Source organism: Delftia acidovorans SPH-1, assembly GCF_000018665.1.
Taxonomy (GTDB): Bacteria; Pseudomonadota; Gammaproteobacteria; order Burkholderiales; family Burkholderiaceae_C; genus Comamonas; species Comamonas acidovorans.
Genome location: NC_010002.1, coordinates 3988857 through 4005785, shown reverse-complemented (window position 1 = coordinate 4005785; position 16929 = coordinate 3988857). Strand labels below are relative to the sequence as shown.

Annotated in this window: 14 protein-coding genes and 1 pseudogene; 9 read left to right on the top strand and 6 right to left on the bottom strand. The window is 61.0% G+C overall.

The window, feature by feature from the left end:
• Positions 1–293 precede the first annotated feature (293 nt).
• On the bottom strand, positions 294–1244 hold the full coding sequence (locus tag DACI_RS18340) for a helix-turn-helix domain-containing protein (protein WP_043783510.1): 951 nt from the start codon (positions 1242–1244) through the stop codon (positions 294–296).
• Positions 1245–1346: 102 nt separating this feature from the next.
• Here DACI_RS18340 and DACI_RS18335 point away from each other — a divergent pair, with 102 nt between their 5' ends.
• The 7 genes from DACI_RS18335 to DACI_RS18305 all read left to right on the top strand — a co-directional run bounded on the left by DACI_RS18335 (position 1347) and on the right by DACI_RS18305 (position 10304).
• On the top strand, positions 1347–2837 hold the full coding sequence (locus tag DACI_RS18335; RefSeq protein WP_080518242.1) for a cytochrome P450: 1491 nt from the start codon (positions 1347–1349) through the stop codon (positions 2835–2837).
• 112 nt (positions 2838–2949) lie between these two features.
• Positions 2950–4359, top strand: a complete 1410-nt coding sequence (locus DACI_RS18330; RefSeq protein WP_012205470.1) for a GntP family permease — start codon at positions 2950–2952, stop codon at positions 4357–4359.
• A 307-nt stretch (positions 4360–4666) separates the two neighbouring features.
• On the top strand, positions 4667–5704 hold the full coding sequence (locus tag DACI_RS18325) for an aliphatic amidase (protein ID WP_012205469.1): 1038 nt from the start codon (positions 4667–4669) through the stop codon (positions 5702–5704).
• Positions 5705–5776: 72 nt separating this feature from the next.
• Entirely contained in the window at positions 5777–6634 is an 858-nt protein-coding gene (locus DACI_RS18320; protein WP_012205468.1) for a CbbQ/NirQ/NorQ/GpvN family protein, read from the top strand.
• 12 nt (positions 6635–6646) lie between these two features.
• Positions 6647–8383 carry a nitric oxide reductase activation protein NorD gene (locus tag DACI_RS18315; RefSeq protein ID WP_012205467.1) on the top strand — a complete coding sequence of 579 codons (1737 nt, stop codon included), beginning with the start codon at positions 6647–6649 and terminating at the stop codon, positions 8381–8383.
• Between the two features lie 80 nt (positions 8384–8463).
• Positions 8464–9612 (top strand): transporter substrate-binding domain-containing protein, encoded by a 1149-nt coding sequence (locus DACI_RS18310; RefSeq protein ID WP_012205466.1) that lies wholly within the window; start codon positions 8464–8466, stop codon positions 9610–9612.
• Between the two features lie 2 nt (positions 9613–9614).
• Positions 9615–10304, top strand: a complete 690-nt coding sequence (locus DACI_RS18305; RefSeq protein ID WP_012205465.1) for an ANTAR domain-containing response regulator — start codon at positions 9615–9617, stop codon at positions 10302–10304.
• Between the two features lie 624 nt (positions 10305–10928).
• Here the strand turns inward: DACI_RS18305 and DACI_RS31465 are convergent.
• The gene (locus tag DACI_RS31465) at positions 10929–12236 is read right to left on the bottom strand and encodes an HD domain-containing phosphohydrolase (RefSeq protein WP_012205464.1); all 1308 of its coding nucleotides are present in this window, start codon (positions 12234–12236) and stop codon (positions 10929–10931) included.
• Positions 12237–12360: 124 nt separating this feature from the next.
• Between DACI_RS31465 and DACI_RS31460 the strand changes: the two genes are divergently transcribed.
• On the top strand, positions 12361–12699 hold the full coding sequence (locus tag DACI_RS31460; RefSeq protein WP_225970952.1) for a hypothetical protein: 339 nt from the start codon (positions 12361–12363) through the stop codon (positions 12697–12699).
• Between the two features lie 341 nt (positions 12700–13040).
• On the opposite strand, the gene DACI_RS32090 is transcribed toward DACI_RS31460, so the two are convergent.
• From DACI_RS32090 to DACI_RS31445, 4 genes are all read right to left on the bottom strand, one after another.
• Entirely contained in the window at positions 13041–13385 is a 345-nt protein-coding gene (locus DACI_RS32090; RefSeq protein WP_012205461.1) for a hypothetical protein, read from the bottom strand.
• Between the two features lie 377 nt (positions 13386–13762).
• Positions 13763–14497, bottom strand: coding sequence for a hypothetical protein (locus DACI_RS18295; RefSeq protein ID WP_012205460.1), 735 nt, complete (start codon positions 14495–14497; stop codon positions 13763–13765).
• Positions 14498–14545: 48 nt separating this feature from the next.
• Positions 14546–15354, bottom strand: a protein-coding gene (locus tag DACI_RS31455) for an IS5 family transposase (protein ID WP_085930546.1) whose coding sequence is annotated in 2 segments (ribosomal slippage) — positions 14546–15024 and positions 15024–15354 — 810 coding nt in all. Because the reading frame shifts where the segments join, the coding sequence is not laid out codon by codon here.
• A gap of 247 nt (positions 15355–15601) precedes the next feature.
• Positions 15602–16594: an acyltransferase family protein gene (locus DACI_RS31445; protein ID WP_080518206.1), complete on the bottom strand. Its 993-nt coding sequence runs from the start codon at positions 16592–16594 to the stop codon at positions 15602–15604.
• Positions 16595–16796: 202 nt separating this feature from the next.
• Here DACI_RS31445 and DACI_RS32830 point away from each other — a divergent pair.
• Positions 16797–16923: pseudogene (locus tag DACI_RS32830) on the top strand (IS5/IS1182 family transposase); the annotation flags it as partial.
• Positions 16924–16929 lie beyond the last annotated feature (6 nt).

The window sequence follows — 16929 nt, the reverse complement described above, 5'->3', positions numbered from 1 at the left end:
TCGAACCGGGCATCCGCTAGGGGAAACGGGGCCGGTGCAGCCTGAGGCAGTAGGACCGTCACGCAATGCCCCGTCGCGCCAGCATGCTGCCCCGGCGTTTTCTGCAATGCGATCCCACAATACAAAATTCTAAGCGGAACCCGCCACATTTTTTAAGTCTTGTAGAAGACTTAGGGTTTTACAGCGGCATTCAGGACCTGTTTTCACAGGGAAACGGCTTGCAGCCCCCGCGTTTTCTACCATGCAAAAAATGCTGTAGCGTGACGGACACGCAAGCGGAGCAGACCCCCGGGTCAAACCCAGAGCCGATACATCCAGAACGATTCATCGTGCTCGAAGCGCCGCGCAAACTCCCCCGGCGAAAACCCCGTGATCTGGCGTACGGCGCGGCACATATGGGCCTGGTCGGAGAAGCCCTCGTCCAGCGCCAGCGCGGCCCAGTCCAGCGCCTGTCCCTGTTCATGGTGGCGCCGCGCCGCATGGAACAGGCTTTCCGTGCGCACCATGCCCTGCCACTGCCGCAGGGAGCGGCCGCTGAACTGCTTGATGCGCCGCTCCACCTGGCGCGCGCCCAGCGTTCTTTGCCATTGCAGCGCCTGCATCCCCAGCCAGGCCACCCAGTGGCGCCCATGCTCGCGCAATGAGGGCAGCACCTGCAGGGCGCTCCCCCGGACCTCGCGCCAGCGCGGCGCCAGGTGGCGCTGCAACGCGTCCAGGGTGCCGGCATCGTCCTGCGCGTGCAGCAGGGCCTGGCACAGCGCGGACCAGGACGGCCCCAGCACCCCGGATGCCGCGACAAAGCCATCCTGCGCCTGCAGCACGCCAGGGCCGAACAGCTGCAGCGCGGCATCCAGGTGCAGGCAGACCATGCCGCCACGGCCCGGCCCGCTGGCCCAGCTGGCCGTGGGCGCGGTCTGGCTGCCCGAGAGCATGACGGATGCCTCAAAGGGCTCGCAGCCGTGCACGCCCACCAGGCCTGCGGCCATGTCCTGGTACCAGGACAGGCAGACCATGGGGGTGGCGGGAAAATGCGACAGCCGCTGCGCATCGTCCAGGGCCACGCCCCGCGTATCGCGGCAGACGACGGCCACCACCGCACCATGCAGCCCTGCAGGCGCGGGATACAGCATGGAGTGCGGCTGCCGCCCCTGGCCTGCCCAACGCGCTGCCCTGGCATCCAGAGGGGGACAGGCAGCAAAGGCACTGGGAACACAGGCTTCGGTTTCGGGCTCGGCTTCGGGCATCACGACGGCATCCATGGAGGCGCAGTGTAGGCCTTGCCGCCCGCCGATCCCGTGACGCTTTCGTTCAAGACCACGGGCGGCGTGACCAGCGAGCATGGGAACATGAACCGCCCGAATTCCACGCAAGATACCTGCACACCGGCGCCGTCGAATGCGGCCTCCTGCCCCTTCGCCACGCAACCCGCGCAACCGGCGCAACCCGAGCAATCCGAGCAGACGGCCTCCACGGCCCGGCCACCCGGCCCGGCACCGGGGCTCATGGGCTGGGGCCTGCTGCGCCGCATGTCGCGCGACCTGCTGGGTACGCTGGCGCAGTGGCGCGGCGAGCACGGCGATGCCATCCATCTGCGTATCTGGCCAGAGCACCAGGTCGTCGTCACGGATCCCGAACTGGTGCGCGAGCTGCTGGTGGGCCAGCACGATGCGCTGGTGCGCTGGGAGCACGGCATCTCGGTCTTTGCCCAACTGCACGGCCACAGCGTGCTGGTCAGCGAAGGCCAGCCCTGGCGCAGCAAGCGGCAGGCCCTGCTGCCGGCCTTCTCCCCCAAGGCGGTGCAGGCCCAGATACCGGCCCTGGCCGCAGCCGCGCAGGCCGCGCTCCAGGCCTGGCCACAGCAGTCCGAGGACTTTCCCATGGAACAGGCGCTGACCGCCCTGGCCATGGATGTGATCATGCGGCTGATGTTCTCCGGCGCCATCGGCGAGGATGCGCGCTCCGCGGAGCAGGCCATCCGCGAAGTCAGCCATGCCGCCAACAGCGAGTTCTACTGGCCCCTGCGCTGGCCCGATGCCATGCCCTGGAAGCGCCGCAAGCGCCGGGCGCTTGCCTGGCTGCGCGGCTTCATCGCCCGGCAGGTCCGGCTCCGGCTGGCGCAGGCCGATGCAGACTGGCCCGAGGATCTGCTCAGCCGCCTGCTGCGCCTGCACCGGGGCGATGCCCAGGCCTGGACGCTGCAGGCCGTGCGCGATGAGTGCATGACGGCCTTTCTGGCAGGTCACGAAACCGTGGCCAGCAGCCTGACCTGGTGGTCCTGGTGCATGGCCACCCATCCCGAGGCGCAGCAGCAGGTGGCCGACGAGATCCAGGAACAGCTGCAGGGCCGCACGCCCACGGCGCAGGACCTGCCCGCGCTGCGCCAGTTGGGCTGGAGCCTTCAGGAAGCCATGCGCCTGTACCCGGCCGCACCCGTGCTCATCAGCAGGCGTTGCACACGGCCTGTGCAGTTGGGTCCGTGGCGCCTGCCCGCGCGAACCCTGTTCATGATTGCGCCCGGCCTCATGCAACGCGATGCGCGCTGGTTCCCGCAACCCGATGCCTTTCAGCCGCAGCGTTTCGCCGATGCCGACAAGGACGGCGCCCCTGCCGCGCCGCGCGGCAGCTGGATGCCCTTTGGCACCGGCCCGCGCGTATGCCTGGGCCAGCACCTGGCCAGCACGGAGATGACGGTGGTGGCGGCCATGGTGCTGCAGCGCCTTCGGCTGAGCGTGCCCGAAGGTGCCAGCGCGCCCCGCCCTGTGCTGCAGGTCACGCTGCGGCCATCCACGCCCTTGAGACTGCGGCTGCAGTCGCGCAGCGGCGCACAGGCCGGGTAAACGTGGCGATATATTGCGCCAAATCATCTACAAAGCACGCCAATTACGCCAAATTGTCACCCATCCGCATTTATTCTGTCTTTTTGACTAGAACCACTGGACTGGAGACGATTTGAGTACCCTGGCAATCGTGATTTCACTGGCGGGACTGATGTTCCTGGCCTACCGAGGCATCTCCGTGCTGCTGCTGGCCCCCCTGATGGCCGCCGTGGCCGTGCTGCTGTCCGGCGACCTGGGCCACATGCTGCCGCTGTACACCAGCACCTTCATGGGCGCCCTGGGCAACTACATGCTGCAGTTCTTCCCCGTGTTCTTGCTGGGCGCGCTGTTCGGCCAGTTGATGGCGGACTCGGGCGCGGCCACCGCGATATCGCACTGGATCATGCGCGTGCTGGGCGAGAAGCACGCCATCCTCACCGTGGTTCTGGCCTGCGCCGTGCTCACCTATGGCGGCGTGTCGCTGTTCGTGGTGGCCTTTGCCATCTACCCGATTGCCAAGTCGCTGTTCCGCGCGGCCCATGTGCCCAAGCGGCTGATACCGCCCACCATCGCGCTGGGCTCGTTCACCTTCACCATGACGGCGCTGCCGGGCACGCCGTCCATCCAGAACGCCATTCCCATTCCCTACTACGGCACCAATGTGTTCGCGGCGCCGGGCCTGGGCATCATCGGCGGCATGACCATGCTGGCCCTGGGCCTGTGGTGGCTGCAGTCGCGCGCGGCCAAGGCGCGCGTGGCCGGCGAAGGCTACGGCGACCATGACGACGCCGTCGAGCAGGGCCTGCATGAAGAAAGCGATCCCGCCCTGCACAGCCGCCGGGACCTGCCGCTGCTGCTGGCCCTGCTGCCGCTGGTGCTGGTGATCGCGGTCAACGCGCTGCTGACCTACGGCGTGTTCCCGCAAATGGATTTCGGCTTCCTCAAGGACCGTTTTCCTGCCGTGAACCCGGCCAAGCAGACGGGCCTGTGGGCGCTGATCCTGTCCCTGGCCGTGGCCTGCGCAGCCCTGGTGCTGCTGGGCCTGGGCCGCTGGCGCAATCTCAAGGAGTCGGTGAACAAGGGCGTGCTGGGCTCCATGCTGCCCATCTTCAACACCGCCTCGGAAGTGGGCTACGGCGCCGTCATCGCGAGCCTGGCCGGTTTTGCCATCATCCGCGAGGCCGTGCTCAATGTGGCGCCCCACAACCCGCTGATCTCCGAGGCCGTGGCCATGAACGTGCTGGCCGGCATCACGGGGTCGTCGTCAGGCGGCCTGTCGATTGCACTGTCCACGCTGGGCAAGGACTACCTGGCCATGGCCGCCCAGCTGGGCATCAGCCCCGAGCTGCTGCACCGCGTGGCCGTGATGGCGGCCGGCTGCTTCGACACCCTGCCGCACAGCGGCGCCATCATCACGCTGCTGTCCATCTGCGGCCTCACGCACCGCCAGTCGTACGGCAACATCGCCATCATGACCATTGGCGCGCCACTGCTGTCCCTGGTGCTGGTAATCACGCTCGGCACCATGTTCGGGTCCTTCTGAGGGACCAGGGCGCAGAGCGCGCGCGGGAAATACCACGGCATCGCGCCCGCCACAACCGGCATATGACGTATATGCACGGGGCGGGTGCATGGCAACAATGCATGCACGGCGATAAGGCATCGCCCCGATTCATTCCCGCATCACCGACAAGACGACATCCGCTGCCAAAGCTGCCAGCGCCGATGTCGGGCAACAAGGCCCGAACCGCTCCCTGACCCGGAGCGGTTCGGGCCTTTTTTTGTGGGCCGGGAATCGAGGGGGCAGCGATGCCGCACGCCGCCCCCTCAACCCCTTCAGGAGCAGCAGCATGAGACACGGAGATATTTCCAGCAGCAACGATTGCGTCGGCGTGGCGGTGGTCAACTACAAGATGCCGCGCCTGCACACCAAGGCCGAGGTGCTGGACAACTGCCGCAAGATCGCGGACATGCTGGTAGGCATGAAGCGCGGCCTGCCGGGCATGGACCTGGTGATCTTTCCCGAGTACTCCACGCACGGCATCATGTACGACGCCAAGGAGATGTACGACACGGCCAGCGCCATCCCAGGCGAAGAGACCGAAATCTTCGCCGACGCCTGCCGCAGGGCCAACGTCTGGGGCGTGTTCTCGCTGACGGGCGAGCGCCATGAGGAGCACCCCAACAAGGCGCCCTACAACACCCTCATCCTCATGAACAACCAAGGCGAGATCGTGCAGAAGTACCGCAAGATCATGCCCTGGGTGCCCATCGAGGGCTGGTACCCTGGCGACTGCACCTATGTGAGCGAAGGCCCCAAGGGCCTGAAGATCAGCCTCATCATCTGCGACGACGGCAACTACCCCGAGATCTGGCGCGACTGCGCCATGCGCGGCGCCGAGCTCGTCGTGCGCTGCCAGGGCTACATGTACCCGGCCAAGGAGCAGCAGATCATGGTCTCCAAGGCCATGGCCTTCATGAACAACTGCTACGTGGCCGTGGCCAATGCGGCGGGCTTCGACGGCGTGTACTCGTACTTCGGGCACTCGGCCATCATCGGCTTCGACGGCCGCACCCTGGGCGAGACCGGCGAGGAGGAAATGGGCATCCAGTACGCCGAGTTGTCCAAGCACCTGATCCGCGATGCGCGCAAGAACGGCCAGTCGCAGAACCATCTGTTCAAGCTGGTGCACCGCGGCTACACCGGCACCATCAACTCCGGCGACGGGGACAAGGGCGTGGCCGCCTGCCCCTACAACTTCTACAGCCAGTGGGTCAACGATCCCGAGGGCACGCGCGAGATGGTGGAGTCCTTCACACGCACCACCGTAGGCACGCCCGAATGCCCCATCGAAGGCATTCCGCACGAGGCGCCCAAGCACCGCTGATAGCGTCCTGCCACCGAGCCTGCAGGCCTGGGGGCAGTCCCGCCCATGAACACGCAAAGGTGAAGAGTGAAGATGAGCACGACAACAATCACAGGCCCGCTGCACGCTCCTGCCAACCAGGCCGCCGACCCGCTGGCGGCCTACCGCATCGAGGAAGAACCCTTCTACCGCCCCTCGGGCCGCGAGGTACAGCTGTACCGCCAGGCCTACCAGCACCGCATGCCGCTCATCCTCAAGGGCCCCACGGGCTGCGGCAAGACGCGCTTTGTGGAGTACATGGCGTGGGCGCTCAAGCGCCCCCTGGTCACGCTGGCCTGCAACGAGGACATGACGGCCTCCGACCTGGTGGGCCGCTACCTGCTGGATGCCGACGGCACGGCCTGGCACGACGGCCCGCTGACCCTGGCCGTGCGCCACGGCGGCATCTGCTACCTGGACGAAGTGGTGGAGGCCCGCCAGGACACCACCGTCGTCATCCACCCGCTGACCGACGCGCGCCGCGCCCTGCCGCTGGACAAGAAGGGCGAGGTGGTCCACGCGCACCCCGACTTCCAACTGGTGGTTTCCTACAACCCCGGCTACCAGAGCAGCGCCAAGGACATGAAGCCATCGACCCGCCAGCGCTTCGCGGCGCTGGACTTCGACTACCCGGCGCCCGAGATCGAGGCGGACATCGTGGCCCACGAGACCGGCATTTCCCCGGCCACCGCTCGCAGCCTGGTCAGCCTGGCGCGCAGCACGCGCGAACTGCGCCACCGGGGCCTGGACGAAGGCGCCTCCACCCGCATGCTGATCTACGCAGGCCTGCTGATGCGCGACGGCGTCTCGGTGCACGACAGCTGCGACATGACCATCACCAGCGCCCTGACCGACGACCCCGACACTGCCGCCGCGCTGCGCCAGCTGGTCGAAGCCGAGTTCGGCGCCTGAGGGCCGCACGCCATGGCCATCGTCTCCGTTGCCTTGCCCGAAGAGTCCCGCCTGCTGCACACGCTGGGCCTGCTGGCCAGCGGCTTGGCGCGCCAGCCTGTCGCCGTGCAGGCGCTGGCCAGGGCGCCGGCCAGTGCCCCGGCGCCGGGCCAGGCCCACGCCCTGCCGCCGCGCGCCGTGCTGATCAGCCAGCCTGCCCGGCTGCTGGTTCCCGCCAACTTGCCCATGCAGGCACACCTGCACGCAGCCACGACGGCCCATGCCGCAGCCCATCTGCGCTTTTCGCCCGCCCGCCAGGACAGCAGCGCCCTCAAGCCCATGGGCCAAGCCGTGGTGGGCGCACTGGAAGATGCGCGCGTGGAGCGGCTGCTGTGCCTGCAGCACCCCGGCGTGCGCCGCTGGTTCGAGGCCTGCATCGCCCCCGAGCCCGACCCATCCGACCTGGGCTTTGCCGCCTTCATGGCCCGGCTGGACCGCATGCTGCTGTGGCCAGAGCGCATGGACGGCAACCACTGGATCCACAAGGCCCGTGACCTGTTCGAGAACACCGCCACGCGGCACGGGCTGGAGGACTACGCCGCATTCCGGGCCATTGCCTCCATCCTGGCCAACGACCTGGGACAGATGCGCGTGCGCATGGACCCGCAGCACCATGCCGTGCCCAGCATCTACCGTGATGACAACAGCTATCTCTGGCAGCATCCGGAGTCGCCCCAGGGCGAGGAAGACACACTCGCGCTGCAGCAGTCCGCTGCGCGCGCGGCTCCGCCTCCATCGGCCGGCGCAGGACAGCAGTCCGATGCCCAGGAAGGCCAGTCGCTGGAGCTGAACCCAGGGCTGGAACTGTCGCGCCACAGCTATCCCGAATGGGACCGCAGGTCGGAGCGCCTGAAGACGGACTGGTGCACCGTCATCGACACCCTGCCCGCATGGCAGGCCGAGGCTTTGGCCGGGAAAAGCTCCCAGGCCGGCAGACAGACACTGCCGCACCTGCCGCTGCCGCCGGCACGCCAGCTGGACCGGCGCCAGCGCCTGCGCCGCCAGTGGGAAGGCGATGACCTGGACTTCAATGCCGCCATCGAGGTCCAGGTGGACCGCCGCCTGAACCTGCGCCCTGAGCCCCGCCTTTTCATGCGTGCCGGCAAAGGTCCGCGCCCCACCAGCCTGCTGGTGCTGATGGACGCTTCCGAATCGGTCAACACGCCCGCCCCCCACTGCGCCAGCCTGCTGGAGCTGGAGAAACAGGCGGCGCTCATGCTGGCCGAATCGCGCGCAGGCCACGGGACCGGCGTGGACCGCCTGGCCATCCACGCCTTTTCGTCCAACACGCGCGCCGAAGTCCGCTACCTGCGCCTGCTGGACTTCGGCCAACCCTTTGCCGCAGCAGCGGCCGCCCGGTTGCAGGCACTGCAGGGGCGCCATTCCACCCGCCTGGGCGCCGCCCTGCGCCACGCCAGCAGCCTGCTGGCAGCCGAGCCTGCTGGCCAGCGCCATCTGCTGGTGATCACCGATGGAGCACCCGCCGACATCGACGTGCATGACGATCGCTACCTGATCGAAGACGCGCGCCATGCCGTGCAGCAGGCCCGCGCCGCAGGCATACGCATCAGTTGCCTGGCCGTGGACAGCCAGGCAGACGGCTATGTGCGCCATATCTTTGGCGGGCGCAACTACGGCATTGCCGACGACGCACGGCATCTGCCAAGGCGGCTGTCCCAGATGGGCGCAAGGCTCGCAGCCGGCCGCTGACCACGGCAAGCGCCACGGAAATCTCGATTAACCTGAAGCCTGCAAAGAACGCACGCCAGCACCTGGCACAGAAGGAACCCATGAACGACCCCGTCAGAGTCGGCATTCTTTACTCGGCCACCGGCACCACATCGACCATCGGCCAGTCCCAGCTGCAGGGCGCGCAACTGGCCATCGACGAAATCAACGAGACGGGCGGTCTGCTGGGGCGTGAACTGGTCGCCGTGCGCTACGACCCGGCCTCCACGCCGGCCCGCTATGCGGCCCTGGCCGAGCAACTCATCGTGCGCGACGGCATCAACGTCATCTTCGGCTGCTACATGTCCAGCAGCCGCAAGGCGGTCATCCCCATCGTCGAGAAATGGAACAAGCTGCTGTTCTATCCCACGCTCTACGAAGGCTTCGAGTTTTCGGGCAATGTCATCTACACGGGCGCCGCGCCCAACCAGAACAGCGTGCAACTGGCCGACTACATGACCAGCAGCTTCGGCGCGCGGGTCTACCTCATCGGCTCGGACTACATCTACCCCTACGAGTCCAACCGCATCATGGGCGAGCTGGTCATGCAGCACCCGGGCAGCGACAAGCTCGGTGAACACTACCTGCCTCTGGACGCCACCGAGCGCGACTACGCGGCCATCATGCAGGACATCCGCGCCAGGCAGCCGGACTTCATCTTCTCCACCGTGGTCGGCGACTCCACGGCCAGCCTCTACCGCGCCTATGCCGATGCGGGCTTCAACCCGCAGACCATGCCGATTGCCAGCCTCACCACCTCCGAGGCCGAGATCGCCCAGATGGGCGCCGATGTGGCGGCCGGCCACTTCACGGCCGCGCCCTACTTCCAGTCCATCGATTCGCCCGCCAACGCGCGCTGCCTGGCCCGGCTGCGCCAGCGCCTGGGCGACGACTGCCGGCCCAACCTGTGCTGGGAGGCCGCCTACTTTCAGATGCACCTGTTCGCCAACGCCTTCCGCCAGGCCGGCAGTGACCGCATAGGCGAGCTGCTGCCCCATCTGCTGGGCAGCGAATTCGACGCGCCCCAGGGCCGCATCAGGCTGGACCCCGACAACCACCACACCTGGCTGCACCCGCGCGTGGGCCGCGCCAACGCACAGGGCGGCTTCACCATCGTGCGCCAGGCCACCCGGGCCGTCTCGCCCGACCCCTACCTGGTCACCCACTCCCTGGGCGACTGGACCGCCAGCCTCGGTGCCCTGGAGAACTGAGCGTGGATGCCGCCCCGAACAAGGACGCAGGCAGCGCTGCCACAGGCCGGCCGCTGCTGGAAAGAAAACCGCTGCTGCGTGCCACCTCGCCCCAACTGAAGGAACTGCGCCAGCTGCGCATTGCCGTCGTCCACCCCGACGACGCGGACGGCCGCCTGCTGGCCCAGCAGCTGCAGCGCATAGGCTGCCAGGTCCAGGCCATCTGGCCGCCCCAGCCCAGCCTGCCCGAGGGTACGGACGTGGTCTTCCTGGCCGTGCGCCCCGATCACCTGCAGTTGAACTACGCCTGGACCCAGGGCGAGGGGGAGAGCCCGCCCACCGCCATCGCCGTGGTCAACTACGAGAACCCCACCATCGTCTCCGCCGTGCTGGAACTGCAGGTGCAGGCCATCCTGCCCTCGCCCATCCGCTCCTTCGGCCTGCTGTCCACATTGGTGCTGGCGCGCAGAAACCACAAGGAATCACGCCAGCAGCAGCAGCGCATCGCCAAGCTCCAGGCCAAGCTGCTGGGCCAGCGCCGCGTGGCCGAAGCCAAGGCCATCCTCATGCAAACCCACCAGATCAACGAAGACCAGGCCTACGAAATGATCCGCGCCCAGGCCATGAGCCGGCGAAGCTCGGTGGAGGAGATTGCCCAGGCCATCGTGCATGCGAGCGAAATACTGTCGCTGGGCAAGGGCGTGGGCAGGTAAATCACACAGGACTCCTGCCGCCAGCAGCCATGGCTTGACCCCGGGGAACCAGGGTCCTCTTTTTTTGAACGCATGCAGCGTGTGAAGAAGAAATGGCTCCCGATGCGGAGCACACAGGGCTTGTGAATACTTTGATCAAAAGTTACCCACCAAACCGCCCACGTATGTGAATGTCACTCTCGTTCGATGAGAATCTGATAATGGATTATCAAAATCAATTACTTTGTCAAATTTTGCATCGATTGCAAAATCGAACGACTCTCAGATTAGTATTTCATCCTTGAGCATTGACGTGTTGGGCGTCAACAATAAACCATAATATCGCGAGGCATAAAATGATAGAAGGCGGATGGTGGAAAGCCTATACCAAAAATGGCCGGTATATAGGACTGATTGAAGGAGATGAATTCATAGTCGGAGACAAGAGAATTTTATACAGAATAAGCAACAGCAAGCTATATTCCACAGAAGTGCCACCTTCACATATAGCTGACATATCGGAAAAACAAGCGATTACATCCAACGGTGAAATTCTGCTGAAATTCTTCAAGACGACCAGAGAACAAAAACCATTAACAACTTGATCAAATCCATACCAAATAAATTACAAAATCTCGAAAATCATCAAACAGCCGAGGCCATGGCACGAATCGGCAACTTCCGGCCAAGATCAACACGCAATTGCATTCTGCGTATCAAGTCCGTCGTCAAAACTCGACCTGCCGTAAGCAATACCAAACCTTCCCTCGATACGAAGTCTTGAGCCAAAACCATTCCTGGCCGGAGCTCCGAACAGGGAACATAAAGGGGGGCTGGGTCGGCAACGGGGATTGCCTGTATCAAAATCTGCAAGAAAGCATCGACAACCTCTGGGTCAAATTGTGTTCCTCTACCATGCGAAATGAGGGTTCTTGCCTCTGCACAATTTAGTGGCTTGCTGCTTAAATGTCCTATCATCAGGTCATCGTAAAAATCAGCAACCGCTATTATCCGAGCTCCTATTGGAATATCCTTCCCTTTCAGGCCATCAGGGAAACCTGCCCCGTCAAATCGCTCATGGTGGGACCTGACGAGAGTAGCGACCGGGTGCGCATCGTCTATCGGCAGAAGCAACTGCTCTCCCAAGCTGCTGTGATTCCTATATTTTTCCAGCTCTTCATGACTCAAGCTCGGGACGGGCTTGTTCAACATCCCATCGGCAAGAGTAATATGGGCAATATCATGAATGAGCGCAGCAACAAAAGAATTCTGCTGATCTTCTTCGCTTAGCTGCATGATATTTGCAGTTCGACGGGTCAGGTCCGCAACGCGTCTAGAATGCCCTGCAAGCAGCCCACCCCGCCACTCAAGAAGATTGGAAAACATCCGGATAGCTGCGACGAAATTCTTTTTAAGCTTCCTATGCGCCTCCAACAATTCGTCGTCGTGCACATGGGCAGCAAGCTCAACAGTTGCATTTAATTCTGCCAGCTCCTTCGTCAGCGCTTTATTTTTTTGATCCAGACGAATATTCTCATGGCGTGTGATTTTCTGATCGTTTAATTGATCAATGGCATCCAAAAATTGCTCACTATTCCAAGGTTTTACTATGTGACGGTACAAACCCATCAAACGACCAACGCCTTTCGGAATCACAGTTCTGCCGTATTCCGAAAGAAAAATCACAAACAGGTCAGGGAACTGTCCAACAATGCTCTCCAACCACTGTCCGCCATCCTTGTCAAGTACATGCGTATTGCATATCAACAAGTCAATTCGTCCACCAGAAAACTCCGCCAATGCTTCTGGCGGGCTTGCTGCCATCCGCAGATCATATCCAGCCTGACCAAGCAACAGGTTTAACCCTGCAAAGTCCTCCACCTCCGGGTCAATCAACAATGCCTGCAACCGCGATTGCTGTGCAAATGATTCTTGTTTATCTTCAGCATTCATTTGGCATGCCTCCAATTTCATTATTCGATGCGTCGATCGATGAGTCTCAAGAATATGACATCGAAAGGCATTGGTGAAGATAGTAATTCTTTACTAGCATCACGCAATTGAAGATCAAATCCATTTGAATCCCCTCATTCACTTACACACAGTTACAACAACCAGCCTCGTGCAATGGATGATTTTTGCGTCAGTGATGCCACTCGCTTGGAAGGCCGAGCCGGATGCACGCATCGCGGAAATGATGGAAACAGAAAAAGCCGGTGCGCTGAAAGAGGTTCGCGCCCAGGTTCAGGAACGCCAGTTGACCGAGCAGAACGTGTTCCCTGCCAGCGGCTCCAAGGCGAAGAGCTTCGTGGCCACGCCCAGATTCCGCGCCCTCCCCCCGAGACGGGTGCTCCCCGGATCGGCTGCGGCGAGCCGCCGAACTGGATCAACGGCAAGAACCGCAGGCAATTCCTGATCGAAAAAGCCAAAAGTTAGGCGGCGTGCAGCCGATACACCAAGCAAGGAGGTGCGCGCCAAGTCTAGGCGGCGCCTCAAGCCCCCGGGGTGCGTGCGCGCCAGGGGCTTTTTCTTTGGAGAGTGACCCTTCCGAACTGGACCGTGAGCTTGGAGGCCTGGAGGTCAGCCAGCATGTTGCGCATGTCCGTGGCGCCCATGATGACTGGATACATTTTCATAAAAATCTCTTATACAGCAACAACTTAGCATTATCACTCAGCCACCATGTAGCAATTTTGCTGCACCCGACAGCTGACCCAGGCTTTACAGGTGTACCGGCGGTCGACCGTTCCAAGCGCTTCACCGAATGAAGTTATTGCTACAGACCGGGCATCCAAGACGCCAGACGTACAGTGAATGAATCGTGCAGTAGGGAGCGCTGTCCATTGGGAGAAAGCTAGTGACGGTCAGGCGAGCGCTTCCAGCCTCCACGAATGCCGGTAGTTGCCCAAGTTCCGTTTGAGCATCTTCCCAGCCAAGATGCTTGAGCAGCTCAATATGACGCCCCTCCTCGACTGCACTGCCAAGCCGGCTGTAGACGTCAATTTCTCGCCAACCGGTTTGGCCTGCCATCCACTTGCGGAACTCTCGCTTGTCGGCGGGCCGTACCTTCGCCCAAATCGCGAAGTCTGCAATTTCAGTCATGCTCCTGCCTCATTTCTTGGGTCACCTCAACTCCGAGAGCGGCCTTTGTGGCAAGCAGCAATCTCTCGCCCTTGGCTCGACCTGCTCCGAAAGCTATGGTGGCACCCATTTTGACCACCTGACTCATGCATTGCGCGTCCGCCCAATAGTTTCCTCAATATGGAAGCGCCAAAAACCTACTCGGAACCCTTCTGAGTACCGAGGAGGCTTTGTTTGGGCTGGACTCGGTGCTGCGAGCTGGAGTCAGCGACGTGCCTGGCCCAGCACCTCCGTGGCTTGGTTCAGCCTATGCATAGAAGCCTCAATCTCCGCATTGACCTCCTTCAACAGCTCGCGCTTGTTCGGCGGTTCGCTCGCCTGGATCCTCCGGCGCATCTTCACCAATCGGAGATTTGCTCGTCCACCAAGCCAGCAGATCCGCGCAGTTGGGCTAGCGGTACATCCAGCAGCACCGCATCGGCATCCTCCCCTCGCTCCACCCGCCCCTTCGCCTCGGCCATCATCAGGTAGCCCGCCATGGCCGACACCATGCCAAGGGCCCCTCCCATCATGACCTTGCGCCCGGCCGGCCCAGCCAGCGTCTCCAGCATGCGCTTGTTGCCCTGTATCGCCGCGTTCAGGAAAGCGAAGTGCGTGCCGGCCACGGGCATGTTCCGTCCCTTGCGGTTGAAGTTCACCGTGATGTTCTTGGCGATGCTAGAGGCCTCTTGGCGGCTGATGCCCTGGTCCAGCGCAGCCTTGTAGACGCCCAGGCGCGTTGTGGCTTCCAGGGTCTCATGGAAGCCCGGCAGCCAGGCCAGCAGCGCGCGGCCGTTGCCAACCACCTTGCCCTCGCCCACCTGGTCCAGCGCCCTGTGCAGTGCCTTGGCGCGGTCCTTGGGATCGGCGTGCAGGTCACGGTAGCCCGTGGTGCCGCCGTCCAGCTGCAGCTGCTCCCACAACTTGGCCCATTCGCTTGTGCCGGCGCTCTCCTCCCTGCGCTCGCGGCGCAGATCCTTGTAGATGGAGCGGGTGTTGCGCCGGATGTTGCGGAACACCTCGGCCTGCTTGCCAGCCAGCGGCGTGGTGGACAGCTGCAGCATGGCGCCCTGCAGGTCGCGCGCCAGGTTCATGACGCCGAACACCGGGTTGTACTGAGTGTTGACGGATGCTAAGAGTGGCTAACACCACCGATCCACGAAGCGCGCACAGATGATCGCCGCTGCCAGTTTCAGCAGCGCTTCGTGGATATCCAGCCGTCGTTCAAAGCGGATTCGCAGCTTGCCAAAGCCTGCAAACCAGCTGTGCGTCCTCTCCACCACCCACCGGTGTTTGCCCAGCCTCTCGCTGCTCTCAATGCCTCGTCTGGCAATCCGGCCAATGATGCCCCGCTGCCTCAGGTGGGCTCGGCATCGCTTGAAGTCGTAGCCTTTGTCGGCGTGCAGCTTTGCCGGTCTTCTACGGGGACGTCCTGGCAGGCCAGCAATCGCAGGAATCGCGTCCACGCACCTCTCGAACATCTTGGAGTCGTGCCGGTTCGCGCCGCTGACCAAGATCACCAGCGGGATGCCTCTGGCATCTACGACGATGTGCCGCTTGGAGCCGAGCTTGCCTCTGTCCGTGGGGTTTGGGCCCGTTTCCTGGCCCCCCGGGGGCTTGGTACCGAGGAGCCATCAATGCTGGCCCGGCTCCAATCGATTTGGTCATGTTCACGCAAGCGAGTCAGCATGGCTTGGTGCAGCTGCTCCCAGACACCAGCGGCATTCCAGTCGCGCAGACGCCGCCAGCAAGTCATGCCGCTGCCGTAGCCCAGGGATTGGGGAAGGTCTTCCCATGGAATGCCTGTTTGCAGCACGAACAAGATGCCGTTGAGGGCAGCTTCATCGCTGACTGCGAGTTTGCGCGCACCGCCTTTGGCAGAAGGCACGAAGGCTGGGATCAGGGGTTGTAGCTGTCGCCACAGTTCTTTGCTAACGGGTCGTCTTGCCATGAGGGCAGCGAGCATAACTGCTCTGCGGGGGCCTGTGACGAAGTGGTGTTAGCCACTCTTAACCAAGTGTCTTTGAAACCGACAGCAGCCCATGGGATGAGAGGTTGTAGCTGTCGCCACAGTTCTTTGCTTACGGGTCGTCGTGCCATGAGAGCGGCGAGCATAACCGCTTTGCGGGGTCTATGACGAAATGATGTTGGCCACTCTTATCAAGCGTCTGCGTTTGAAATTAATAGCTCATTTTTAGTCAATGGTGGAATTTGGCTTTTATATTTTCGGAAATTGGCTTTTCAATGTATCTAAAACTAAGATATGAAACCACCAGAATTAAGACAATAATTAAGATTATTGTTATTTTCTCATCAAAGGAAAATTTGTTGGTAAATTTTATGCAGATGGGAATTATAAGCGGGTGAAATAGATAGGTTGAGTATGACCAGTTACCCAGATGATTAGAGTATTTAAAATTACTGAAATATCTTTCCTGACTTATTGCTGATATAAATATAAGTGAGCAGGGTATTCCATTTTTTATGGGATCATGAGAAACACCTCCCGCCCTATATAGCAAGTAAATACCGATATAAAGCAGTATTATCGATGTGACTAGGTTTGCGTTTTTGTATTCTTTTTTTTCGTAGAAAGCAGCTATTAAAATTCCCATGCAAAATTCATATATTATACTTGAGGAATAATACTGAAATACAGAGATATATTTTGCTAAAATTGAATTTAGTATAAATATTCCAATAAATACTGTGAAAATTAATCTATTTTTACCAAAAAATAAGGCAAAAAATAATATAAGATAAAATATCACTTCAAAATTTAGAGTCCAACCAACCGTGACCAAGGGGTATATTCCAAATCCTGATGGGTGTGGTGATGGAATAAATAAAAGACTTCTAATGAAAAATAATGAGTCCACTTCAATAGATGGTATGAATTTTGGCAAAAAAATAAAAAGCAAAGCAGTAATAAATGTACAAAGCCAATAAATGGGAATTATTCGAGCAGCCCTGTGAATTGCGAAATTCAATGGCGATGCAGTATTTTTTCGGGCAGAATTGTATACAACAAAACCACTTATAATGAAGAAAATATCTACACCAATAGCACCATAGTTTGAAAGAAATGCGAAATATGGAGTTTTTTGACTAAAACCGTGGGCCTGCACGTAGTGGTGAGCAACGACAATCCAAGCAGCTATAGCTCGTAGTGTTTGTATAGAATAAAGCACAGTTCTGTTTTAAAATTATTTATAGTGAGATTTGACTTGAATTAATATCTATTGAGTAATATTTTAAAATAAATTTAGAGAAATTGATGCAATATAACAATTTTTATTTATTGCGATTTTACCGAACTGCCTGCCGCGCCTGGGGAAGGTCTTCACAACCTTGGCTCTGCCCGCTTGATGCTGAAGCATTGACGCATGAAAAATGAGCATGAGTGAGGGCATATACGAGCGCAGGAGCCAAACGGACGCGCGAGCTCCTCGACGAGATGACTCTGGTGGTGCCGTGGATTGAATTGGTGTCGCTGATTGCGAAACATGCGTCCGCACCCCTGGTG

Excerpts from the sequence above, each read along its gene's own strand:
- DACI_RS18325 (WP_012205469.1), top strand. The coding sequence starts at position 4,667 with ATGAGACACGGAGATATTTCCAGCAGCAACGATTGCGTCGGCGTGGCG.
- DACI_RS31465 (WP_012205464.1), bottom strand. The coding sequence starts at position 12,236 with ATGAATGCTGAAGATAAACAAGAATCATTTGCACAGCAATCGCGGTTG.
- DACI_RS18320 (WP_012205468.1), top strand. The coding sequence starts at position 5,777 with ATGAGCACGACAACAATCACAGGCCCGCTGCACGCTCCTGCCAACCAG.
- DACI_RS18340 (WP_043783510.1), bottom strand. The coding sequence starts at position 1,244 with ATGCCCGAAGCCGAGCCCGAAACCGAAGCCTGTGTTCCCAGTGCCTTT.
- DACI_RS18335 (WP_080518242.1), top strand. The coding sequence starts at position 1,347 with ATGAACCGCCCGAATTCCACGCAAGATACCTGCACACCGGCGCCGTCG.
- DACI_RS18315 (WP_012205467.1), top strand. The coding sequence starts at position 6,647 with ATGGCCATCGTCTCCGTTGCCTTGCCCGAAGAGTCCCGCCTGCTGCAC.
- DACI_RS18295 (WP_012205460.1), bottom strand. The coding sequence starts at position 14,497 with ATGAACCTGGCGCGCGACCTGCAGGGCGCCATGCTGCAGCTGTCCACC.
- DACI_RS32090 (WP_012205461.1), bottom strand. The coding sequence starts at position 13,385 with ATGACTGAAATTGCAGACTTCGCGATTTGGGCGAAGGTACGGCCCGCC.
- DACI_RS18310 (WP_012205466.1), top strand. The coding sequence starts at position 8,464 with ATGAACGACCCCGTCAGAGTCGGCATTCTTTACTCGGCCACCGGCACC.